Below are 21548 nucleotides of genomic sequence, written 5' to 3' on the forward strand. Positions count from 1 at the left end.
GGAGGCGAACTATACCGCCCCACCCCTCCCTCGTCAACACTTTGTGCGAGAAAAATACATATTTCTCACGCAATCAATTCCAACCACATGATCTATAAGAATATTTACGAATATCTTTTTTTAACGCCGCGCATGAGGAATGGCTGGCGGAGTTCATTTATGCCTGTCGGCAGATGCAAAAACTTTTGTTTTGCGTGAAAAATACAAATTAATTCAGATTTATACCCGTTTTTCATGTTTTACCTGGCTGAAAAACAAATCAGCGCCCAGATGGGCGCTGATGCTTGAAGGGTGTGTTGAGGCTCAGAGTACGTAGCGGGCCAGGTCTTCTCGCTGCGACAGCATGTCCAGCTTGCCATCTACATAGTGTGCATCAATCTTGCAGCCACCACTGCGCGCGTCGAAGGAGACTTCTTCCAGCAGCTTCTCCATCACCGTATATAGACGGCGCGCGCCGATGTTTTCGGTCTTCTCGTTCACCTGCCAGGCGATTTCTGCCAGGCGACGAATACCGGACTCTTCGAATTCCAGTTCCACACCTTCGGTAGCCAGCAGTGCCTGGTATTGGCGAGTGAGGCAGGCGTCGGTACTGGTGAGGATCTGCACGAAGTCGTCGACCGACAGCGAAGACAGTTCAACGCGGATGGGCAGACGGCCTTGCAGCTCCGGAATCAAGTCGGACGGCTTGGACAGCTGGAAGGCACCGGAGGCGATAAACAGAATGTGGTCGGTCTTGACCATGCCGTATTTGGTGGTGACGGTGGTGCCTTCTACCAACGGCAGCAGGTCGCGTTGCACACCGGCGCGGGAGACATCAGCCCCCTGCCCTTCCGAGCGGCTGGTGACCTTGTCGATTTCATCGAGGAAGACAATGCCGTTCTGCTCGACGTTCTTCATGGCTTCGGCCTTGAGCTCGTCTTCGTTAACCAGCTTGGCGGCTTCTTCATCGATAAGCAGCTTGAAGGCTTCGGCCACTTTCAGTTTGCTGGCTTTTTTCTTGCCGGCATTCATGCCCTGGAACATGTTTTGCAACTGGCTGGAGAAGTCTTCCATGCCGGGCGGGGCAAAAATTTCCATCTTGGACTGCGGTGCAGCCACTTCGATTTCGATTTCCTTGTCGTCCAGCTTGCCCTCACGCAGCATCTTGCAGAATTTCTGCCGGGTGTGGCCGTCTTCGGGCTTGCTGTCTTCGGCCTGCGGTTCACCAAAGAAACCGGGGGCGCTGCGTGCTGGCGGCAGCAGTACGTCGAGGATGCGGTCTTCAGCGGCATCTTCGGCACGTACCCGGTTGCGCTTGATGGCGGCGTCGCGGGTTTCCTTGATGGCCACTTCCACCAGGTCGCGGATGATGGTGTCGACGTCACGACCGACATAGCCGACTTCGGTGAACTTGGTGGCTTCTACCTTAATGAAGGGCGCGCCGGACAGACGGGCCAGACGGCGGGCGATTTCGGTTTTGCCGACGCCGGTGGGGCCGATCATCAGAATGTTCTTGGGGGTGATTTCGCTGCGCAGTGGCTCGGCCACTTGCTGGCGACGCCAGCGATTGCGCAGCGCAATGGCGACCGCGCGCTTGGCGGCATCCTGACCAATGATGTGCTTGTTGAGTTCGTGAACGATTTCTTGCGGGGTCATTTGCGTCATGACGGTACTCCCGGCTACGCCAGCATGGCTGTGGCGGCCTGTGAATCAATGGGAACGAAGGCTGAACTATTGCGCAGCCGGCTGGGCTTCTTCTCCCAGCGTTTCGATAAGGTGATTCTGGTTGGTGTAGATACAGATGTCGCCGGCGATTTCCAGTGACTTCTTCACCACCACGGCGGGGTCCAGCTCGGTGTTTTCAAACAGTGCACGCGCGGCTGACTGGGCGAAGGCGCCGCCCGAGCCAATGGCAGCGATGCCCTGCTCGGGTTCCAGCACGTCGCCATTGCCGGTGATGATGAGAGTGGCGTCCTTGTCGGCCACAATCAGCATGGCTTCCAGCCGACGCAGCATGCGATCGGTTCGCCAGTCTTTGGCCAGCTCCACGGCGGAGCGCACCAGATGGCCCTGGTGTTTTTCCAGCTTGGCTTCGAAGCGCTCGAACAGGGTGAAGGCATCGGCCGTACCACCGGCAAAGCCTGCCAGCACCTTGCCATGGTATAGCCGGCGAATTTTGCGGGCTGTGGACTTGATCACGATATTGCCCAGGGTGACCTGACCGTCGCCGCCCAGCGCCACGCGCTCGCCGCAACGGACGGAGACGATGGTGGTTCCGTCAAACTGCTGCATGTTCTGTTCCAGTCTATTGAATGTGTCTGCGCCATGCAGACGTGCAGTTTGCAATATGCAGGCATTCGGAGGGATTGCAAGCTGACCCTTCCCTGCACAGGGTTTGCTGTGATGCAGGACAAAGTCTCTGCTTAATAATTGCTAATGATAATTGTTTGCATTATTATTTCGGCATGAACATCCGTCTCCAATCTCCTTCAACTGCGCTGCCTTCTGCTGCTTTTCTGGGAAGCTGCAGCCTGCATGTGCTGGCTCTACTGCTGATCGCTGGCTGGTTGGCTAGTTCTCCTCCGGTTACCCTGCCCCAGTTGGCCAGCCTGCCGGCGATGACGCTGGCTGCACCCAGCGCCCCCGTTGCTCCGGCGGCACAGCCAAGCCAGAACAAGCAGCGCGCACCGGCCAAGCCGGCTGTCACGCGCCCTGCAGCTGTACCCACGGCAAAACCAGCCGCCAGGCCGACTGCCCGTGCGACGGCTCCGGCTATCAAGCCTGCCGCCAGTGCCGTTGAAAATACGGCGCCGACACCAGCGGCTGCGGCAGCCCCGGTTGCCGCAGCACCCGCACCAGCGCCGGTCGTGCATGAGCCCTTATATCGTGGCGGGTATCTGAACAATCCCAAGCCGGTCTACCCGCCGCTGTCGCTTGAAATGGAAGAAAGCGGCACGGTACGTCTGCGTGTCCAGGTGAGCGCACAGGGCTTGCCTGTGTCAGTGGAGCTGGAACACAGCAGCGGCTTTCCCCGTCTGGACCGGGCTGCACTGACATCAGTACGTGGCTGGAAATTCATTCCGGCCAAACGTGGTGATGAGGCCATTCCTTATACCTTTATCGTTCCTGTTGAATTTTCCCTGAAGAACCTGCGTAAACCATGAAGCTACTGACTGTCTTCCAACAAGGGGATGTTGTGCTGATCACAACATTCATGATTCTCATTCTGATGTCTATTGCAACCTGGTCGCTCATCCTGCAGCGCGGGGTACAGACTTATCGTCTGCGCCAGGCCAACCGTCAGGCCGAAGCCGCCCTGTGGGATGCGCCGGACTGGAATGCTGCCGAACAGGCACTGCTCTCCTCCACGGCGCCCATGGCCCACATCACCCGCGAAGGCCTGGCGGCCTTGCGTCACCATCAGCAGCATGCCGAACGCTCACTGGGCAAGGCCTGCGATCTGAACGAATTTGTCACCCGTGCCATCCGCAAGGCGCTGGCCCAGGAAAATGCCCGCCAGGAAAACGGTATGACCCTGCTCGCCTCGGTGGGCTCGACCGCACCGTTCATCGGCCTGTTCGGCACAGTGTGGGGGATTTATCACGCGCTGGTGAACATCGGTACGGCAGGCCAGGTGAGCATCGCCACCGTGGCCGGGCCCATTGGTGAGGCGCTGATTGCCACCGCTGCCGGCCTGGCTGCCGCCATTCCTGCGGTACTGGCCTACAACGCCTTTACCCGGACCCAGCGGGTAATGTCACAGCAGCTGGATCACTTTGCCCATGACCTGCACGCCCAGTTGCTGACCCAGCCGGAGTCTAGCCATGGCGTTCGGTAGTTTCGACAAGGGCCCTGGTGCGCCCATGGCCGAGATCAACACCACGCCGCTGGTGGATGTGATGCTGGTGCTGCTGGTGGTATTCATCATCACCGCCCCGCTGCTGACCAATAGCGTGAAGCTGGATCTACCCCAGGCAGCCGCAGCCGAACATCAGGACAAGCCGGAGCAAATCCGCCTGTCCATCAATGCCGCCGGTGCCTTGTTCTGGAACGACCAGCCGGTCAACAAGGATGCTCTTGCCGCCCGCTTTAGCGCTGCCGTGCAGTCCAACCCCAAGGTGGAACTGAACCTGCGCGCCGACAAGAGCGTGCGCTATGAGCTGGTGGCCACCACGCTGGCTTCCGCTCAGCAAAGCGGTATCAGCCGCATCGGTTTTCTGACCGAAGCGCCCTAGCCGCAACCCGCCGCTGTTCTGACAACTGGCCGGTCACGGGGGTGGCCTGCCAGTTGTTGCTCTCCCCTGTCTTTGTCTGCTGCTACCACATGCTGCCCGCTCAGCATGCGGGAACGGCTGCGTCACGCCCATGCGCAGGCCAAGACTTTGCTTTCTGTGATTGGCACACAATAAAAGAGGATTAAATGAAACAAAGCTTGCAGCAATCGCCCCACCTGGCACAGCGCAAACTACCCGCCCGCATGGCAGTCGGCATGCTGGCCGTAGCCCTGAGCCCCAGCCTGGCGCTGGCGGCAGAAACCGGACAGACCCTGGAAACGGTGACGGTAGAGGGCGATGCGCCGACGCGTGACACCTATAAGACGGAAACCACCAGCATTGGCAAAACCAAGCAGCAGCTGCGTGATATTCCGCAATCCATCACCGTGGTTAACCAGCAGCTGATGCAGGATCAGGGCGTGGCTACCCTCAAGGACGCATTGCGCAATGTTCCCGGTATCACCTTTGCCGCTGGCGAAGGCGGCCGCAGTGGCGACCAGGTGGTGATTCGCGGCTTCTCGGCCGCCACCGATACCTACCGCGATGGCATGCGCGATATTGGCCAATACAACCGCGATGCCTTTAATGATGAAAAAGTGGAAGTGCTGAAAGGCGCCAGCTCCATGCTGTTTGGCCGAGGCTCCACCGGCGGGGTGGTGAATCAGGTCAGCAAAGCGCCTTATCTGGGTAGCAAGCTGGAAGGCGACCTCACCCTCGGCACCAATGACTACCAGCGCGTAACTGCCGACATCAACCAGATGACCGGCGATCACTCCGCAGTACGGCTGAACCTGATGGATACCCACGACGGCAGCGACCGTGGTGCCGCCAAGAGTGAGCGTTGGGGCATCGCCCCCTCGGTTGCCTTTGGTCTGGGCGAACCCACCACGGTGGTGCTGTCCTATATGCACCAGGAAGAAAATAACGTCCCGGACTACGGCGTGCCGTACAACGCGGCCACGCGCGAGCCCTTGAGCGTGGACCGCAGCAAGTTCTACGGCTTTGATAGTGATTACGAAAAAACCACCGCTGATATCGTTACGGCCAAGGTGACCCACGATTTTGGCAACGGCACCGAGCTGAGCAACCAGCTGCGCTATAATCGCTTCTGGCGTGATGTCAGCCCTACCGCCCCGCGCCTGGCCAGCACCGACACCAGCGCCACCGGCCTGATGCGCCGCAGCAAGCCGATGCGCGATGGCGTTGACCAGTCCGTCAATAACCAGACCGACCTGACCACGCGTTTTTCCACCGGCGATATTCGCCACACCCTGCTGACCGGGCTGGAGTTGACTTACGAGCTGTCCGATACCAGCCGTTACACCCTGCTCAACACCCTGCCTACCACCACGATTGGTAACCCGGTTTCCTCCACGGCCATCAACACCGCACGCTATCGCAGCAGCAATACCAAGTTCCAGGCCAGCGACATGGCGCTGTACAGCATGGACACCATTGAGCTGACCCGGCAGTGGAAAGCGGTGCTGGGTGCGCGCTTTGACCGCTTTGAAGGTGATTACAATGTGCGCGGCTTCAATTCCAACGGCGGCGTAAACAGCAGCAACACCTACGACCTGTCGCGTACAGATAATGTGTGGAGCTGGCGCAGCGGCCTGATCTGGCAGCCGGACATGGCCCAGTCCTATTACTTCAGCTATGGCACCTCGTTCAACCCGTCGGGTGAAACCTATGCGCTGGACAAGGCCACCGCCAAGGTAGACCCGGAGAAAAACCGCAATATCGAACTGGGTGCCAAATGGGACTTGCTGGATGGCGATGCCAGCCTGCGTGCTGCGCTGTTCCGTATCGAGAAAACCAATGAACGCAATACCGACCCGGACGACACCACCCTGGTTACGCTGTCCGGCAAGCGTCACACCAACGGGATTGAACTGGAAGGCAGCGGCCGCCTGACCGAGCGCTGGGAAATCTTTGCCGGTGTCACCTTCATGGATTCCAAGATCGACAAAGCCGCGCCGGGCCTAAACAGCACCACCGGCAAGATGCCGCGTTACACCCCGCGCGCCACCGCCAATATCTGGACCACCTACAAGTTTACCGACGAAATAACCGGCGGCATTGGTGCCACCTATGTCGGCAAGCGCTATGCCAACGAGACCAACACGCTGTATCTGCCGTCCTACACGGTGGGCAATGCCATGCTCAGCTATGAAACCAAGCACTATCGTCTGCAGCTGAACCTGAACAACCTGACCAATAAAACCTATTACGACGGTGCCTATGCCGGCCATGCCACCGTGGGAACCCCACGCGAAGCCCAGCTGACCATCGGCCTGAAGTATTGATAAATCTATATAGATAGATAAGCCAGCCTGTCGGCATGCATGAAACATGCTGACAGCGTCTGCGCCTGATGCCTGCACACCAGCCACCGGCAGCTGTGCAGGGTTTTAACGCCCCAACACAAAGCGAACACGGCATGCTGCTACATATCCCCAATGTCCTGACTCCCGAAGAACTGGCCCATGGCCGCATGCTGCTCAGTCAGGCTGACTGGGCCGATGGCCGCATTACCGCAGGCAGCCAGTCCGCGCAGGTCAAACGCAATCTGCAACTGCCCCAGCACCTGGACACGGCCCGCGAACTGCAAGCCATGGTGGAAGCCGCCCTCAAGCGCAACACGCTGTTTTTCTCGGCAGCACTGCCCAAAACCGTGTTCCCGCCCCTGTTCAATTGCTACCAGGGCGGCATGGATTTTGGCAATCATGTGGACAATGCCGTGCGCAGCCACCCCTTTGACCAAAGCTGGATACGCACCGATGTATCCTGCACCCTGTTTTTCAGCCAGCCTGATGAATACGATGGGGGTGAACTGGTGGTGGAAGACACCTATGGCCTGCATAGCGTGAAGTTGCCTGCTGGCGATATGGTGCTCTATCCCTCCACCAGCCTGCACCGGGTAGAACCGGTAACGCGCGGTGCACGCATTGCCTCGTTCTTCTGGACGCAAAGCATGATTCGCGACGACGCAAAACGCAGCCTGCTGTTTGACATGGACATGGCCATTTCCCAACTGCGTCAGCAGCTTGGCGATACCGCCGAGCTGGTCACCCTGACCGCCAACTATCACAACCTGCTGCGGATGTGGGCGGATTTATAGCGGGTAACCGCAGCATTCTGACGGAAAACTTAAAAAAGCTGATCGCTGTCATGAAATCTTTCGCCACAACTAAGTAAAGTTCTCGGTAGAACTACTGAATTGACATATCCTCAGCGGATATTCTTGCGGAAGCCCACATGACGAGCCAGATCAGACCACAAAACAGTCGGGAAGTGCAGCTGGAAGACGATGAACTGATTGTCACCAAAACCGACAGCACCGGGCATATCACCTATGCCAATCGTGTATTCATGCAACTGGCTGAATATCCGGAAAGCGAGCTGCTAGGCAAGCCCCATAACCTGATTCGCCACCCGGACATGCCACGCGGGGTATACCGCCTGATGTGGAAAACCCTGCAGGCCGGGCGCGAATTCTTTGGGGTAGTCAAAAACTATACCGCCAGCGGCAATTACTACTGGGTGCTTGCCAACATCACACCGGATTACGATAGCAAAAACAAGCTGGAAGGCTATTTCTCGGTACGCCGCCCGCCCGGCCGCCGGGCAGTGGAAACCGTGATTCCCATTTACGCCCGCATGTGCCAGCTGGAAAGCACTCACAACAAGGCAACGGCACCCGATACTTCGATGGAGTGGTTGCTGGCCGAGCTGGCCAAGCAAGGCCACAGCTATGAAAGCTTTGTACTCTCCCTGCTCGACCCCCACCTTACCGCCGGGAAATCCACATGATGGCTCGCCGCTCACACTCTCCCTTTCTGCGTACCCGACTTGGCTTCTGGTTGATTGGCTTCAACATACTCACCATCTGTACCGTACTGGCCTCACTATTACTCCCCGATAGCTGGCGACTGGCCGTCGAGGTGTTTCTAGTGCTGCTTTCGCTCGTCTTATCCACACTGATCTGGCTGGGTAGCAGCCGTATCTTTGCCGTGCTCAATACCCTGCACGAGCAACTGGGCTATGCCTGTGAGGGCGAACTGCACCACCGGGCATCCCGCACACGCGATATGGGTGAAGTTGGCCTGGTGGCCTGGGAGCTGAATGATTTTCTTGATCTGGTAGAAACCTATTTCAAGGAAATCAACACCAGCTTCCATCGCGTCAGCCAAAACGACTACACGCGCCGCCCGCTCAGCCAAGGCCTGCCGGGCATGTTTGCCGAATCGCTTCGCAATGTGGACAGTGCCATCCAGGCCATGGCCGACAATGACGGCTATATCCGCAAAAACCGTCTGTCCTCCCAGCTAGCCGCGCTGAACAACCCGCATCTGCGCGATAACCTGGCCAGCAATCAGACTGACCTCACCGTTATCAGCACCGCAATGGATCAGGTTTCCAGCATTACCCGGGATACCGCCAGTGCCTCGCGCGAAAGCCTGGATAGCGCAGTATTGCTGTCCAGCCACATGGACACCATTGCCGGCAGCGTTGTCAGCATGAACGAAGCCAGCAGCGCCCTGGCGCATGAATGGACGGGTATCGAATCATCGCTGGCCGCCATTTCCGCCATTGCCGACCAGACCAATCTGCTGGCATTGAATGCCGCCATCGAAGCCGCACGCGCCGGCGAAATGGGCCGTGGCTTTGCCGTGGTAGCCGATGAAGTACGCAAGCTGGCAGAGCGCAGCAAGGACACCGCCCACCGCGTGCAATCCGTGCTGGGCAGCCTGTCCAGCCGCATTAGCGACATGCACTCCCGAGCAGGAGAAGCCGGCGCGGTTGCGGCAGAAGTGAAGTCATCAGTCGAATCATTCCGCAACCGCTTTGCCACGCTGGCAGAGCAATCCGACACCGTGCTTGGCCAGGTACAGCGTGTGCGCGACATGTCGCAGGTTTCACTACAAAAAGTAGGACATGTCATGCACAAGCAGATGGCCTACCACGCGATCGAGGAAGGCGCAGCCATCGCCCATGGCAGCCATCTGGCAACATGGCGACAAAGCGAAGGGCACAACAGCTTTGGCAATACCCGTGCCTTGAGCCAGCTGGCCACACCCGACCAGAAGGTGGACAACAGCATTGAAAGCGCCATTTCAACAGCGGCCAACAAAGAACATCTCGATGAAGAAGCCATCATCCGCCACATGCGCGCCATGGAGCAGGACAGCGCAGAAGTGCTGCAACTGCTGGACCGGATGGTAGAAGAGAAGCACACCGCATCGGTGACTGCCTGATTTCCGGCATCCTTACATCCCCCGTATGGCCCGACCCGCAAGTCGGGCTTTTTTACGTCCTTACGCCGATGTTGCTCAGTCCAACCGCCTCCCTGGCTATCTGGTCCATGGCCAGTCACTGCCTTGGCTGCTGGCACCGTCATGGACACTGCACCTATGTGACCACCCGGTTCACACCATCTCATCTGCTTGAGCTGCATGGCGGCGCAAAGCCTGCATAAGCTCCTCGTCTGACTTACTCCGGCCAACTCGCGCCTACTTGATAGCACTACAGATAACAGGCCTACCTTGCGTCCCGCACCTGTCGCCCGCGCAGGCTTGCGCCGCAGCGCACCTGCCAGTTTCATCATCGAAATTACGTATATTTATTATGTATTTCATTAAATAAATTACATTTTAATGTTTGATTGATTTTTTATGTAAGAAAAACACGCGTTTTCATCCTGAAAAATACGGCAATGAATTAAGATTTTGCAGCAAAAGCTCAGGTTCCCTTGCCGATTTCGGCACAGCGCAAAAGAGCCAGCACGCCGTGCGATAAACCTCTGCCCCACACCTCTGGGGATGGCAGAAGGAAAACACGTAATCACCCCATCGTAGAAACAACCGGCTTACATGCCGGCAACAGGAGTAGACCTTGGCCAGCAGCCAGAAAGTGCACTCTGCATGAGAGAGCGCGTCTTGCAGGGTGTGGCGTCAGACAAGTTGTGCGGCTTACAGAAGCGGCAATGGAAATCTGAGGAGGAGGAGACGACAGGGGCAGCCCATCAAGAAAAGGGCAGGAAGGGGGAATTCACACCGGCGCACTAGCAGCGACAACCGCTACTACACCCACAACAAAACAAGCGTTTACTTATTTTAACTTTCGACTAGGTAATTGCCACAATGCGCCCCATGGCAAATGCATGTAAAACTGGATCATGGAAGAAGAGTGTGCCAGCTGGTTACCAGCACAAAAACGGGACAGGCAAGGACAATGAAACATCTTTTTGGAGCCCTGCTGGGCGGCGTGACTGCTGCGGCCTTTGCCCACCGCATGCTCAGTAGCACCAGCCGGCTGGTCATTGATGTCGGCTCGAGTGAAGAGTTCAGTGCCGAACACATTCCCGGCGCGCGCTCTCTGCCACTGGAGCAACTGGAACAACAGGTGGCCAGCACCATTCCAGACCCGGCAACACCGCTGACCCTGTACTGTCGCACCGGTGAGCGAGCAAAACTGGCGGCAGCCCAGCTACGCAGTCTGGGCTACACCCACATCGAAAGTGTCAGCGGCATGCGTGAAGCCATGCAGAAACTGCACCAGCTGCTTTAGCCGTCAGGCTGTGCGGTTTTATTCTGCCAAGGCAAAACCAAAACTGGCCAACTCCCCGGCCTCCAGATAGCGCCACTGCCCTTCGTCCAGCTCACCCAGCTGCACCGCACCAACCGAGAGTCGATGCAAATCCATCACCCGGTTGCCCGCCGCTGCCACCATACGCTTCACCTGGTGATATTTTCCCTGGGTAATGGTCATGCGGATGGTTATCTCGTCCACCACCTCTACCTGATCAGCAGCAACTTTCTCGTTGTCATCCTTGAGAAATACCCCGGCCAGCAAGTGCCGCACCAACTCATCCGCCACCGGGTGCTTGAGGGTGACTTCATAACACTTGGGGACATGGCGCCTGGGTGAACTCAATGCATGCACAAACTGGCCGTCGTTGGTCAGCAGCAAGAGCCCGGTGGTATCGACATCCAGCCTTCCGACAGCCGAAATGCCCAGATTGCCAAACTGCCAGGGCAGCAAGGTATACACACTGGGGTGGTGCATGGGTTTGTGCGAGGTTTCGTAGCCGTCGGGCTTGTGCAGCATCACGTAGATGGAGCCCGTCTGCAGCGCCCAGGGCTCGCCATCGACCACCAGTTCGTCGATATCTTCCGCAGCCCATTCCTGCCGGTAATCTTCGGCCACGTCACCGTTGATTTCCACCAGCCCGTATTCCACCATCTTGCGGCATTCCTTGCGGCTGCCGAAGCCTTGCTGTTGCAATAGTCTGTAGAGTTCCATGGTGAAATGTTAGCACGCCACCCAATGTGCAGCATGGCAACCGCCGAGTGATGCCCCCGCCTGCGTGCTTGCCTATGATGAAACCACCGCCACGCGCACCAGCTGCAGGAATCACCCTGATGACTTATCCACGCCTGGCCCTGCGCGGCCTTGCCACCATCCGCCACGAACGCTTTCGCCTGATGCGTGCCGTGAGCACCAGCACACTGCTGTTTATGCCTGCGGTGCTGATTGCCATCTGCAACCAGCCTGCCAGCTGGATCTTTCCGTTTACGCTGAGCGCAGCCTATTCAATGATGATCGTGCTGCTGGCCAGACGGCTGAGCCTGCCCTCGCTGGCCGGGCTGCCTGCCATGCAATGGCTGGGCCATGCTTATGCCGGACACAGCTGGATGATGCTACCGGTGCTGGCCGTCATGTTGCTGTTGATGGCGGTGGCCGCCCGGCGCGGCTTGCATAAGGGTATGCAGTTCTGGGTGTTCTGCTTGCTGTTGAGCAATATGATGCCATCACAGGGCTTGCCAGCCGGCCTGCATGCGCTGCTGGCCCTTGCCGGTGCCCTGTACAGGCTGATGCTGGGCCACTGGGGCCTGCGTGGCTGGCAGCGCATCTTGCCCGGCGCATCAACGGCAGATACCCGGCGCTATGCCTGGCATCTGGTGTTATGGGGATGCCTGGCCTGGCTGGCCTCTGCCCGCATGCATCTGCCACATACTTGGTGGCTGCCGGTCTTGGTGGTCGGCATTATCGACCCATCCCCGCAACGCATGATCTGGCTGGTAAAAGAAAGAGTGTATGGCACGCTGGCAGGGGGGGTGATGGCCGCTGCCCTGGCCTGGTGGCAGCCGGCACCGACCATTCACATGTTGATTCTGTGCCTGTCGCTTGCCACCGCCCTGATGCTGATGCAGCGCAGCTTCCGCTGGTTTATCGCCGGACTCACCCTGCTGGTCTTGTCAGCCATGCCGGTCACGCAGGTACAGCATGGCGTGGTAGAGCGGGTGGCCGACACGCTGCTGGTTGGCGTGCTGCTGGCCAGCCTGGCCTGGTGGCTGGAAATGGGTGCCAAGCAATGGCACACCCTGGCTCAGGACAAGGCAGGCTGACCGGAATGCGCCAGACAAACCCGGTCACGCCCCTGTGCCTTGGCCTGATATAAGGCCGCGTCGGCAGCATGGATCAGGCTTTCCGGATCTTCGCCATGCAGCGGGCAAACCGACAGCCCGACTGACAAGGTAAGGTGCAGGCGATGTTCTGCCGCCTGGATAGGCAGCTGGCGTACGGCCTCGCACAGCTGCCAGGCTTTGTCACTGGCGGCCTCCAGTGCAATGCCCGGCATCAGGATGCAAAACTCTTCGCCACCATAGCGGCACACTACATCGCCACTGCGGAAGCGGTCGCGCAGGAAGGCACCCAATGCCGCCAATACGGCATCGCCACACTGATGCCCGTAATGATCATTGATGCGCTTGAAATGATCGGCATCCAGCATCAACACCGCCACGGTCCCGTTCAAGGCCAGCATGTGCGCCAGCAGGCGCGGCAGGATTTCATCCAGGTAGCGGCGGTTGAACAGGCCGGTTAAGGGGTCACGCCTTACCTGCTCGCGCAGGCCGACATGCAGCGATTCGATTTCGGCCACATGTTGGCGCAAGGCGTCATTGGCCTCGTGCAGACTGCGCTCCAGCCGCTTGCGTTCGCTGATGTCGTTGATGCCGCTGATCACATACAGAGCCTGGTCGCTGTGCACCACCGAACAGGACACCAGCGCCCAGAACTGCCGGCCCTCGGCATCATGCAGCTTGACCTCGTGATCACGCACCGCCCCATGTACATGCAGCAGGGTGGAAACCTGTTTGCGGGTTTCCTGATCGACATAAAAATCCTGTACCCGGTGTTCCAGCTCATCCAGCCGGCACTTGAACAGGCTTTCGGCCTGCGCGTTGGCATAAATCAGCCCGCCGCCATCCAGATTGTTCATCACCATGGGAAAGGGCGATGCATCAGCCATCAACTTTAGCCTGGCCTCGCTTTGCGCCAGCTGCTGGGTGCGCTCTGCCACCTTGGCCTCCAGTGTCTGGTTGGCACGGCGCAACCAGTCCTCGGCAAAGCGGCGCTCTGCCACCAGCGCACCAAACACCAGCAAGGCCAGCGACTGCACCAGCAACAGCATGCCAGCGGCGGCAATGCCACTCATCCCCGCATCCTGATAGGCAAGGCCGTTATGCAGCAGCACACCAACAAAGGCCAACAGCACAATCACGCCATGCAAACAGTAAGCCAGTGCCAGCCGGCAGCGGAATGCCACCCACATCAGGGCAATAGAAAATAAGGGCCACAGCGCTGCCGCCACCCCGTGACGGAAGTCAGCAACGATGAACTCCACCACGGCCAGGCACACGCTAGTCAAGGTCAGCAATACGCTTTCCAGCCAGCGTGCGGGATTGCTGGTCGAGCGGACCGGTGCATCCAGCAGCAGGAACAATATCGGCGGTGTCAGCACCAGAATGCCATTTACCTCACCCAGCCAGCGCGAAAACAAGGCATGCCAGCGGGAGGCCCCGACAGGCAGAACGCTGTAGTCCAGCACCAGATGTGCCAGCAGGACCGAGAGCAAGGTATTGGCCAGCACACCGCACCACAGAAATAGCAGTACGCGCGACAGGCGGTAGAACGGCGGGGTATGTTGCAGGCGAGATCGCAAAAAGCCAGCTGCCAGCGGCGGAGACAGGCTCTGCACCGCAGCCAGTGCCAGCCCATGGGCAACGTCATGCTGCAGCAGCATGGTATTGGCCAGGGAAAACCCCAGCAGCAGGCCGGGCCAGCAGCGCCAGCCCTGTGCCACCCCCAGCGCCAGCGCCAGGCCAGCAGGCAGCCACAAGGGCAAGGCCAGTGCGCCAAACTCTACCGAGTACGGCAACTGCAAGGTCAACCACACCAGCAGCCACAACAACAGTGCATGCAGCAAGGTTTGCGCCAGGCGCCCCAGCCACGGCTTCACTGATTTGCCAGATATCAACATGGCCACTCCCCATGAAACCGAGACAGAGCAACCGGAAGGCGCCATTTGTGTCGCGGCATGGGCAGCAAGAATAGCCAAGACAACGGGATAAATCCACGGAATCGTTCAGTGCACCGTCTGGCTGTGGTACTGATCGAACAGATCAGCACCATTTGCTTGCGGCAAAGCCGGTCAAGGAAGTGCTTTTTCAAGACCGGAAAGTGGCTGGCGACGCATTCTTGCCACCAGCCGAAGCGCTACGTTACAGCACCTTACTGCAGGCCGGTCGGCTCAGTGCCGTCCATAGCGCGCCGTGAAGCTGGCCTGCCCCAGACTATTGGCATGCAGCATGAATCCCACCAGCGCGGGCATTGCATCAGCGGGCAGGTCAAGCTTTTCCACCTTGAGCGCATGAACGGTGAAAATATAGCGGTGAGGTTTGTCGCCTTGCGGCGGGCAGGCACCGCCAAAGCCAGCCTGGCCATAATCGGTGCGACTCTGGACCGCACCGGCAGGCAGCAGATGGCCATCGGCACTGCCCGCGCCGGCCGGTAATCCTTGGCTTGCTGCCGGCAGATTGAACACCACCCAGTGCCACCAGCCACTGCCCGTGGGTGCATCGGGGTCATAGACGGTGACGGCCAGGCTACGGGTTCCCGCAGGAATATCCCGCCAGCGCAAGGCTGGCGAGGTATTGCCACCGCTACAGCCAAAACCCTGGTACTCCTGCAGCCGCGACAAATTCCCCCCGGCCTTGATATCCGGGCTGTCCAGCTCGAAAGCTTGTGCAGCGCTACACAAGGCAGCCAGCACAAGGCCGGTCCACAGATAATCGCGCATGATTTTCCTCCGCTTAGCATGGTTCCGTGCAGGCATGTATCTCCTGCCGCCAACACCCATTCTAGGCAAGCGCGCTCATCCCGACGCGCCTGCTGCGCGCAGTTTGTCGCCCATGGCGCTCATACTGCCACGGGTGGCACGCAAGGCACTGGGCGTCAGGCCGAAACGCCGGCGAAATGCGGCAGCAAAACGGGAGGGGGACTGATATCCCACCGCCAGCGCAACCTCCAGCATGGATTGATAGCCCGTCATGACCAATGCCAGCGCATGCGCCAGGCGGATTTCAGTCAGCAAACCGCTGAAGGTGACCGACTCCGCTGCCAGCCGGCGCCGCAAGGTGGCCTCGCTCATGGCCAGCCGTTGCGCCACGCAGGCTGGCGTCCAGTGATGCGCTGGGTCAACACTGAACAGGGATTGCAATTGCTGGCGGGTATCATGCGCAGGCAGTCTCAGGATGCTGCGCCCCTGGCCTTGCTGCAGCAGGGCCAGCATCAGGCCCTGCCAGGCATGTTCTGCCAATGCCATGTCTAGCGGGCCATCACCGCCTTCTTGTACGGCCAGCAAGTGCTGCATGGCCTGCTGGCTGGCGCTGCCCGGCTGCATCACCGGCTTGTCTGGTGCTGCCTCATGCAGCAGATGCCCATACAGGCGATGAAACCGCTGCAGCCAGCTGGTCTCCTGCGCCAGCGCCAGTGCCAGATACTGTCCGGTATGGGCATCAGGTTGATTGGTCAGCATCAGTTCCTGGCCTGCTGGCAGCAATAGCCACTGCCCGGCAGGGCAAACCAGCTCACCTGCCGTGGTATGGATGATCTTGCTGCCTTCGATGACCGCAACCAGCAGGGCTTTTAGCACCGGCATGCGGGCAATGCGCTGCTGCGATCGGGAATGGTAGATGGCCAGCGGCATGGCCGGATGTGCAGTTGACGACATGGCTGCATTGCAACGCGTATCCGCCAGGATGGCAAGTCAGCTGCTGATTTCGATGCGGTTGCGGCCCCTTTCCTTGGCCACATACAAGGCCTGGTCGGCACGCTGCAAAATGCTGTCCAGCCGGGAATCGGCGCTGCCAAGCATGCTCAGGCCGATGCTGACCGTTACCCAGGCCCCGGCGGGGAGATTGGTCTGGCGACACTCGCTATGCAACAGGGCCTGTATGCGTCGTACCACCAGCAAGGCATCTTGCTGTGCGGTATCCGGCAGCAGGATGCCAAACTCCTCGCCACCCAGCCGGCCAGCAATATCGCTGTCGCGTATGCCCTTCTCCAGCACCCGTCCGACAAGCTGCAGCAACTGGTCTCCCGTCTGGTGGCCATAACAGTCATTGACCTGCTTGAAATGGTCCAGATCCAGCATCACCACGCACAGCGGCGTGCCGTGTCGCCGGGCCAGATTCAGGTATTTATTGCCGACATCAACAAACATGCGTCGGTTGAACAGGCCGGTGAGTTCATCCGTTACCGCCAGCAGATACAGCGCCTCATGCAGACTATGCCACTGGGTCACATCCCGTTGGATGGCGACATAGTGGCTGGCGTTACCAGCATCATCCAGCAAGGGCATGATGCTCAGCTCAACCCAATAGGCGCGCCCTGACTTATGGTAATTGAGCAGCTGCAGACGGATGGGCCTGGTTTCTTCCAGTGCGGAACGAATATTCTGCAGCACGTTCCGGTCGGTTTCCGGGCCTTGCAGAAAACGCGGGCTTCGGCCCAGGATTTCCGCCCTGTCATAGCCACACAGCTGGCAGAAGGCATGGTTGACGTAGACAATCCTTGGCCCGGGCTCGGTGTGCGGCCGCCCTTCGGTCACCACGATGGCATCGTTGGCATGTTCGACGATATGGCGAAAATCCCGCTGTTTGAGCACCATCTGCTCGCTCCTGATCATGAAATGGGCTGCTGAAACTAAGGAATAGAGAGCCGCCGCTCACAATACAAGCCCACCTGACCCTTGGAACATGTCAAATCACCTGCGCTATCTTGCTGATTCATTTAGCAATTATTTATATGATGTTCATAATATAAAATTAAGTGAATCAATCAGGCAGCCAATATGCGCTATGACAAACAACACAAAACCGCCATCCACCAGCGTATTTTGGACATGGCCACCATGCGCTTCCGCTCTGAAGGCATTGCCACAGTAGGCATTGCCAACCTGATGGCCGATCTTGGCCTGACGCATGGCGGTTTTTACTGGCACTTCAAGGACAAGGAAGATCTGGTCGCCCAGGCCTGTCGTCAGGCGATGGAATACACCAGCCAACAATGGCAGCAGCAGATACAACAGGCCGCAGCCGGCCAGCAGCGCCTGGCCGTAGCCCAGCATTACCTGAGCATCCAGCACCGTGACTTTCCCGATACCGGCTGCGTTGCTGCCGCCCTGGCCGGGGAACTGAGCCGGCATACCACGCAGGCGCGGCAGGCTTTTACCGCCGGCCTGCAACAACAGCTGGATACCCTGGGCCAGGCAGCCGCACAGGATGGCAGCGTAGCAAGCAATCCACTCACGCCAGCGGTTCAGCTCAGCCTGATGGTGGGTGCCTTGCTGCTGTCACGCGCGGTGACCGATGACGAGCTGTCGCTCCGACTACTCCAGGAGGCCGAAGCGATGATCGCCCATTACTCCCCCCCGTCCGATGGCTGAGTGCTGCTGCGCAGACATGCCTGGCGTGTTTCCCGCACCAAGCGGTCAAACTCGCCGCTGCACTGCAAGGCCAGCAGTCCACGGTTGAAGCGGGCAATCAGCTCGGCACCACGCGGATGCTTGCGCCAGATCACCACGTGCATGGGGGCCATCCAGAAGGGTTGGGTGCGCTCCAGCTGCCGTATTTCGCGGGGTGAGAAATGACGGGACAGTAAAAACTGGCCGACTTCCTCTTCAATGGGGAACAGATCAATGCGCTGCGCCAGCAGCTTGCGGAAATTGCTCAGATCATCGCCAACGCCATCGGTATGCAGGATGCCCTGCCGCGTCAGCCGGTCGAATTCGGCGGAATAATAATTGCCAATGGTGACGCCAATACGCAGGCCGGCCAGATCAGACAGTTGAGTCCAGTGCACTGCATGGGCCTTGCGCTGGAAGAACACCATCCGGGCCGACATGACTGGCTGGCTGTACAGCAGGTCTTGCAGACGATCCGGGCTGGGTGCCCAGCCCAGGCTGCCATCTACCATGCCGTTGCGGGCGGATTGCAGGCTGCGGTTATTTGGCAGAAAGCGATAGCTGACCGTCACCTTGCTGCGGGCAAACGCCGCCGTCACCACCCGCGACAGGATGCCGTAATCCGGCAGCCCGCCACCGATATAAGGCGGCCAGTCATCCGAGCCCAGAACAATGGCCATCTGCCCGTCTTGCAAGGGGAGCGCGCGCTGTGCGTGGACAGGCATTGCCCAGGCCAGCAGCATGACGTGCAAACATGCACACCCAATGAACCACGGCCATGTCTGGCCGGCATGGTTCACAAGCCAATGCCTCATGCCCTGCTCCGTATCACAAATCGTTAGTCACTGACGCAGCTGCGCCAGACTTCCCCGCGACGGTCCAGGCTTGATGACGTTGTATGTAAATGTAAATGATTGCCGGGACGCGCATGTTTGAGCATACGGGCCCCGGCAGGTAGCAGCAAGTCTGTTCACCGGAGGACTTGCCAACGAGCGCCGGATCAGCGCTTGGCGGGAGACAACAAGGCCGATACCTGACGTGCCGGCTGGCTGCGACGTTGCTGTTGCTGGCCACTGGCCGGCTTGGCCGCTTGCGGCTGGCGGGTACCCTGCGGCTGGGCGGCGGCTTGCTGACGCGGTGCGGCCGGCTTGTTGCGCGGGGTAGTACCGGCCGGGCTGCGATGGCCATGGCCGGTGGGCTTGGCTTGCTGCTCGTGACGCGGCTTGCCTGCGCCCTGACCCTGACGCGCACCCTGGCCTTGACGACCACCACCACCCTGACTGCGACCACCACGACCACTGTTACCGCCCATGGGAATCGGCTCCGGCTTCACGTTCAGGTCGGCCTCGAAACCCGGCACGGTAAAGCGGGCGATGGATTGCTTGGTCAGCTTCTCGATTTCACGCAGGAAGCTGAATTCGTCCACACAGACCAGGGAAATGGCTTCACCCGGGCTGCCGGCACGGCCGGTACGGCCAATACGGTGTACATAGTCTTCCGGCACATTGGGCAACTCAAAGTTGACCACGTGCGGCAGCTGATCGATATCCAGGCCACGGGCGGCAATATCGGTAGCCACCAGCACCTGCAAGGCGGAGCTCTTGAAATCTGCCAGTGCACGGGTGCGGGCATTCTGGCTCTTGTTGCCGTGAATGGCCGCCGCCGGAATGCCAATCTTGTCCAGTTTCTCGGCCAGACGGTTGGCACCGTGCTTGGTGCGGGTGAACACCAGCACCTGATACCAGTTGTGATCGCGGATCAGCTTGATCAGCAGATCGGTTTTCTTGTCGCGATCCACCAGATGCACGCGCTGATCCACCAGCTCGTTGGTGGTATTGCGGCGGGCTACTTCCACCAGCTTGGGCTGGTTGAGCAGCTTGTCGGCCAGCGTCTTGATTTCATCGGAGAAGGTGGCCGAGAACAGCAGGTTCTGGCGCTTGGTCGGCAACAGGGCCAGTACCTTGCGGATATCGTGGATGAAGCCCATGTCCAGCATGCGGTCGGCTTCGTCCAGCACCAGGATTTCCACTGCCGACAAATCCAGCGTGCGCTGGCTGACATGGTCGAGCAGACGGCCCGGCGTGGCCACCAGAATGTCCACCGGCTTGCGCAGGGCGGCAATCTGCGGGTTGATGCCGACACCACCAAACATCACCATGGATTTGAGCGGCAGGTATTTGCCGTACTCGCGTACCGATTCCTCCACCTGGGCGGCCAGCTCACGCGTGGGGGTCAACACCAGCGCACGCGGCTTGCCTGCCTGGCGTGAAGGGTTGGCCATCAGCAGCTGCAGCAGCGGCAGGGTAAAGCCGGCGGTCTTGCCGGTACCGGTCTGGGCGGCGGCCAGCAGGTCGCCCCCTTGCAATACCTGGGGAATGGCTTGCGCCTGGATCGGGGTGGGAACGGTATAGCCAGTATCAGCTACAGCACGCAACAAATCCTGGGCTAGGCCAAGATCTGCAAAGGTCAAATCGGACATACTGCACTCCTGCGACTGCCTGATCGCAGTAAGCGACACCAATCTAGGCTGACGGAAAACGGTTGAAATTCATGCGGCCAGCCCCGGGATGGAGCCTGCATTGTGCGCCGATTGGCAAGACGCGAAAGCCGGCGAGTTTACAGACAATTGTCCATGCTGGGAAATTGTCCTGCGGATTGATGCAGCGTAACAACGCTGCGCATGGCACAATAATGCATGCCCAACATCCGCTCCGTACCCATTGCCGTCATCTGGCTGCTGCTTGCACCCGGCCTGGCTCACGCCCTGAACGGCTCGCATTCGCTTGGTACCGGGCAGGACAAGGCAAGAGGGGGCAATACCAGCGGCATGCGCCAGGCCGCTCCCCCGGTTCAGCCACCCATTTCCATCGTGCAGGCCACCGACTTTGACTGCAACAAGCCGGCCAATGCCATGGAAACCATGCTGTGCCAGGATGAGGGCCTGATCCGCCTGGGCAACCGGCTGGACAAGGTATACACCCAGGCCATGGACAAAGCCCGGCAGACACCGGCAGGTGCCCTGAGCGTAAGCAAGCTGCAACAGGAACAGCGCCACTGGGTGCACAACCTGAAAGACTGCATGAAGAATGAAAACCCCCATATGTGCCTGGGGGATATCTATATCCAGCGTATTACCGAATTACAGGCCAGCTGGGAGCTGGCCCCCTCGCTGACACCACTGCATTACCTGTGCGGCGGTGGCGGCAACAATGATGTGCTGGCCACCTTTTACCGTACCAAGCCCGCCACGGCCCGACTGGTGCGCGGCAAGAGCCAGGCCATCCTGCATCAGCAGGAACTGGTGACCGGCGGCGCCCGCTATGCCGGTCAGAATGTCGAATTCATCATTCGCGGCAAGGAAGCCAGCATCAACTGGAAAGGCGAAAGCCTGCTGTGCATCAGCCAGCCTGAACAATAAGTCCATACGCCTGCACAGGCCGTCCGCCGCGCCGACGCATGTGCAGCCAACATCGCAACCCGGA

The 21548-nt window shown here is 59.2% G+C and carries 20 protein-coding genes; 11 read left to right on the top strand and 9 right to left on the bottom strand.

The window, feature by feature from the left end; translation table 11 throughout:
* Positions 1 to 303 precede the first annotated feature (303 nt).
* Together hslU and hslV are read right to left on the bottom strand one after the other, a co-directional pair.
* Positions 304 to 1644: an ATP-dependent protease ATPase subunit HslU gene (hslU, locus tag ACODR9_RS05995; RefSeq protein WP_488808176.1), complete on the bottom strand. Its 1341-nt coding sequence runs from the start codon at positions 1642 to 1644 to the stop codon at positions 304 to 306.
* Positions 1645 to 1710: 66 nt separating this feature from the next.
* Positions 1711 to 2271, bottom strand: a complete 561-nt coding sequence (hslV, locus tag ACODR9_RS06000; protein WP_488808177.1) for an ATP-dependent protease subunit HslV — start codon at positions 2269 to 2271, stop codon at positions 1711 to 1713.
* A 245-nt stretch (positions 2272 to 2516) separates the two neighbouring features.
* Here hslV and ACODR9_RS06005 point away from each other — a divergent pair, with 245 nt between their 5' ends.
* The 8 genes from ACODR9_RS06005 to ACODR9_RS06040 all read left to right on the top strand — a co-directional run bounded on the left by ACODR9_RS06005 (position 2517) and on the right by ACODR9_RS06040 (position 10823).
* On the top strand, positions 2517 to 3143 hold the full coding sequence (locus ACODR9_RS06005; RefSeq protein ID WP_488808178.1) for an energy transducer TonB: 627 nt from the start codon (positions 2517 to 2519) through the stop codon (positions 3141 to 3143).
* A gap of 65 nt (positions 3144 to 3208) precedes the next feature.
* Positions 3209 to 3817 (top strand): MotA/TolQ/ExbB proton channel family protein, encoded by a 609-nt coding sequence (locus ACODR9_RS06010; RefSeq protein ID WP_488808179.1) that lies wholly within the window; start codon positions 3209 to 3211, stop codon positions 3815 to 3817.
* Positions 3804 to 4214, top strand: coding sequence for an ExbD/TolR family protein (locus ACODR9_RS06015; RefSeq protein ID WP_488808180.1), 411 nt, complete (start codon positions 3804 to 3806; stop codon positions 4212 to 4214). Before ACODR9_RS06010 ends, ACODR9_RS06015 begins: the two co-directional genes overlap by 14 nt.
* A 185-nt stretch (positions 4215 to 4399) precedes the next feature.
* Positions 4400 to 6559, top strand: a complete 2160-nt coding sequence (locus ACODR9_RS06020) for a TonB-dependent receptor (protein ID WP_488808182.1) — start codon at positions 4400 to 4402, stop codon at positions 6557 to 6559.
* A 134-nt stretch (positions 6560 to 6693) separates the two neighbouring features.
* A complete protein-coding gene (locus tag ACODR9_RS06025) occupies positions 6694 to 7374 on the top strand; it encodes a Fe2+-dependent dioxygenase (protein ID WP_488808184.1) in 681 nt (226 codons plus the stop codon).
* A gap of 137 nt (positions 7375 to 7511) precedes the next feature.
* Positions 7512 to 8066 carry a PAS domain-containing protein gene (locus ACODR9_RS06030; RefSeq protein ID WP_488808185.1) on the top strand — a complete coding sequence of 185 codons (555 nt, stop codon included), beginning with the start codon at positions 7512 to 7514 and terminating at the stop codon, positions 8064 to 8066.
* Complete coding sequence (locus ACODR9_RS06035; protein ID WP_488808186.1) at positions 8063 to 9511, top strand: methyl-accepting chemotaxis protein; 1449 nt, start codon at positions 8063 to 8065, stop codon at positions 9509 to 9511. Before ACODR9_RS06030 ends, ACODR9_RS06035 begins: the two co-directional genes overlap by 4 nt.
* A gap of 976 nt (positions 9512 to 10487) precedes the next feature.
* Positions 10488 to 10823, top strand: a complete 336-nt coding sequence (locus tag ACODR9_RS06040) for a rhodanese-like domain-containing protein (RefSeq protein WP_488808187.1) — start codon at positions 10488 to 10490, stop codon at positions 10821 to 10823.
* A gap of 18 nt (positions 10824 to 10841) precedes the next feature.
* Here the strand turns inward: ACODR9_RS06040 and ACODR9_RS06045 are convergent, their stop codons facing one another.
* Positions 10842 to 11558 (bottom strand): pseudouridine synthase, encoded by a 717-nt coding sequence (locus ACODR9_RS06045; RefSeq protein ID WP_488808188.1) that lies wholly within the window; start codon positions 11556 to 11558, stop codon positions 10842 to 10844.
* Positions 11559 to 11677: 119 nt separating this feature from the next.
* Between ACODR9_RS06045 and ACODR9_RS06050 the strand changes: the two genes are divergently transcribed.
* Positions 11678 to 12664: an FUSC family protein gene (locus tag ACODR9_RS06050; RefSeq protein ID WP_488808189.1), complete on the top strand. Its 987-nt coding sequence runs from the start codon at positions 11678 to 11680 to the stop codon at positions 12662 to 12664.
* Here the strand turns inward: ACODR9_RS06050 and ACODR9_RS06055 are convergent.
* The 4 genes from ACODR9_RS06055 to ACODR9_RS06070 form a co-directional block, all read right to left on the bottom strand.
* Positions 12646 to 14580 (bottom strand): sensor domain-containing diguanylate cyclase, encoded by a 1935-nt coding sequence (locus ACODR9_RS06055; RefSeq protein WP_488808190.1) that lies wholly within the window; start codon positions 14578 to 14580, stop codon positions 12646 to 12648. The two genes, ACODR9_RS06050 and ACODR9_RS06055, sit on opposite strands and share 19 nt — an antisense overlap.
* 270 nt (positions 14581 to 14850) lie before the next feature.
* The gene (locus ACODR9_RS06060; protein WP_488808191.1) at positions 14851 to 15399 is read right to left on the bottom strand and encodes a YbhB/YbcL family Raf kinase inhibitor-like protein; all 549 of its coding nucleotides are present in this window, start codon (positions 15397 to 15399) and stop codon (positions 14851 to 14853) included.
* Between the two features lie 75 nt (positions 15400 to 15474).
* Entirely contained in the window at positions 15475 to 16332 is an 858-nt protein-coding gene (locus tag ACODR9_RS06065; protein WP_488808192.1) for a helix-turn-helix domain-containing protein, read from the bottom strand.
* Between the two features lie 36 nt (positions 16333 to 16368).
* Positions 16369 to 17289, bottom strand: a complete 921-nt coding sequence (locus ACODR9_RS06070; protein ID WP_488808193.1) for a sensor domain-containing diguanylate cyclase — start codon at positions 17287 to 17289, stop codon at positions 16369 to 16371.
* 165 nt (positions 17290 to 17454) lie between these two features.
* Here ACODR9_RS06070 and ACODR9_RS06075 point away from each other — a divergent pair, with 165 nt between their 5' ends.
* Complete coding sequence (locus tag ACODR9_RS06075; RefSeq protein WP_488808194.1) at positions 17455 to 18048, top strand: TetR/AcrR family transcriptional regulator; 594 nt, start codon at positions 17455 to 17457, stop codon at positions 18046 to 18048.
* Here the strand turns inward: ACODR9_RS06075 and ACODR9_RS06080 are convergent.
* Complete coding sequence (locus ACODR9_RS06080; RefSeq protein ID WP_488808195.1) at positions 18024 to 18881, bottom strand: substrate-binding periplasmic protein; 858 nt, start codon at positions 18879 to 18881, stop codon at positions 18024 to 18026. The genes ACODR9_RS06075 and ACODR9_RS06080 overlap by 25 nt on opposite strands.
* Positions 18882 to 19066: 185 nt before the next feature.
* Positions 19067 to 20545 (bottom strand): DEAD/DEAH box helicase, encoded by a 1479-nt coding sequence (locus ACODR9_RS06085; protein ID WP_488808196.1) that lies wholly within the window; start codon positions 20543 to 20545, stop codon positions 19067 to 19069.
* Between the two features lie 216 nt (positions 20546 to 20761).
* Between ACODR9_RS06085 and ACODR9_RS06090 the strand changes: the two genes are divergently transcribed.
* The gene (locus ACODR9_RS06090) at positions 20762 to 21484 is read left to right on the top strand and encodes an MliC family protein (protein ID WP_488808197.1); all 723 of its coding nucleotides are present in this window, start codon (positions 20762 to 20764) and stop codon (positions 21482 to 21484) included.
* The last annotated feature ends 64 nt before the right edge of the window (positions 21485 to 21548 follow it).

The organism is Aquitalea sp. FG25 (assembly GCF_057809375.1).

Coding starts and splice junctions, on each gene's coding strand:
- hslU (WP_488808176.1), bottom strand. CDS start 1,644: ATGACGCAAATGACCCCGCAAGAAATCGTTCACGAACTCAACAAGCAC.
- hslV (WP_488808177.1), bottom strand. CDS start 2,271: ATGCAGCAGTTTGACGGAACCACCATCGTCTCCGTCCGTTGCGGCGAG.
- ACODR9_RS06010 (WP_488808179.1), top strand. CDS start 3,209: ATGTCTATTGCAACCTGGTCGCTCATCCTGCAGCGCGGGGTACAGACT.
- ACODR9_RS06015 (WP_488808180.1), top strand. CDS start 3,804: ATGGCGTTCGGTAGTTTCGACAAGGGCCCTGGTGCGCCCATGGCCGAG.
- ACODR9_RS06020 (WP_488808182.1), top strand. CDS start 4,400: ATGAAACAAAGCTTGCAGCAATCGCCCCACCTGGCACAGCGCAAACTA.
- ACODR9_RS06025 (WP_488808184.1), top strand. CDS start 6,694: ATGCTGCTACATATCCCCAATGTCCTGACTCCCGAAGAACTGGCCCAT.
- ACODR9_RS06030 (WP_488808185.1), top strand. CDS start 7,512: ATGACGAGCCAGATCAGACCACAAAACAGTCGGGAAGTGCAGCTGGAA.
- ACODR9_RS06035 (WP_488808186.1), top strand. CDS start 8,063: ATGATGGCTCGCCGCTCACACTCTCCCTTTCTGCGTACCCGACTTGGC.
- ACODR9_RS06040 (WP_488808187.1), top strand. CDS start 10,488: ATGAAACATCTTTTTGGAGCCCTGCTGGGCGGCGTGACTGCTGCGGCC.
- ACODR9_RS06045 (WP_488808188.1), bottom strand. CDS start 11,558: ATGGAACTCTACAGACTATTGCAACAGCAAGGCTTCGGCAGCCGCAAG.
- ACODR9_RS06050 (WP_488808189.1), top strand. CDS start 11,678: ATGACTTATCCACGCCTGGCCCTGCGCGGCCTTGCCACCATCCGCCAC.
- ACODR9_RS06055 (WP_488808190.1), bottom strand. CDS start 14,580: ATGTTGATATCTGGCAAATCAGTGAAGCCGTGGCTGGGGCGCCTGGCG.
- ACODR9_RS06060 (WP_488808191.1), bottom strand. CDS start 15,399: ATGCGCGATTATCTGTGGACCGGCCTTGTGCTGGCTGCCTTGTGTAGC.
- ACODR9_RS06065 (WP_488808192.1), bottom strand. CDS start 16,332: ATGTCGTCAACTGCACATCCGGCCATGCCGCTGGCCATCTACCATTCC.
- ACODR9_RS06070 (WP_488808193.1), bottom strand. CDS start 17,289: ATGATCAGGAGCGAGCAGATGGTGCTCAAACAGCGGGATTTTCGCCAT.
- ACODR9_RS06075 (WP_488808194.1), top strand. CDS start 17,455: ATGCGCTATGACAAACAACACAAAACCGCCATCCACCAGCGTATTTTG.
- ACODR9_RS06080 (WP_488808195.1), bottom strand. CDS start 18,881: ATGAGGCATTGGCTTGTGAACCATGCCGGCCAGACATGGCCGTGGTTC.
- ACODR9_RS06085 (WP_488808196.1), bottom strand. CDS start 20,545: ATGTCCGATTTGACCTTTGCAGATCTTGGCCTAGCCCAGGATTTGTTG.
- ACODR9_RS06090 (WP_488808197.1), top strand. CDS start 20,762: ATGCCCAACATCCGCTCCGTACCCATTGCCGTCATCTGGCTGCTGCTT.